Source organism: Exiguobacterium sp. s56, from assembly GCF_018618255.1.
Taxonomy (GTDB): Bacteria; Bacillota; Bacilli; order Exiguobacteriales; family Exiguobacteriaceae; genus Exiguobacterium; species Exiguobacterium chiriqhucha.
Genome location: NZ_JACSLR010000047.1, coordinates 1 through 450 on the forward strand (window position 1 = coordinate 1; position 450 = coordinate 450).

Here is a 450-nt window from a genome sequence, read left to right on the forward strand (position 1 = left end):
AGTTGGGCACTCTAAGGAGACTGCCGGTGACAAACCGGAGGAAGGTGGGGATGACGTCAAATCATCATGCCCCTTATGAGTTGGGCTACACACGTGCTACAATGGACGGTACAAAGGGCAGCGAAGCCGCGAGGTGGAGCCAATCCCAGAAAGCCGTTCTCAGTTCGGATTGCAGGCTGCAACTCGCCTGCATGAAGTCGGAATCGCTAGTAATCGCAGGTCAGCATACTGCGGTGAATACGTTCCCGGGTCTTGTACACACCGCCCGTCACACCACGAGAGTTTGTAACACCCGAAGTCGGTGAGGTAACCTTAGGGAGCCAGCCGCCGAAGGTGGGACAGATGATTGGGGTGAAGTCGTAACAAGGTAGCCGTATCGGAAGGTGCGGCTGGATCACCTCCTTTCTAAGGAAAATGCCCATGTGGCATTGCCCATCGTTCAGTTTTGAG

Annotated in this window: 1 rRNA gene; it reads left to right on the top strand. The window is 54.9% G+C overall.

Going from position 1 to position 450, the window contains the following annotated elements:
* Positions 1 to 405, top strand: a 16S ribosomal RNA gene (locus KNP71_RS15775); the annotation flags it as partial.
* Positions 406 to 450 lie beyond the last annotated feature (45 nt).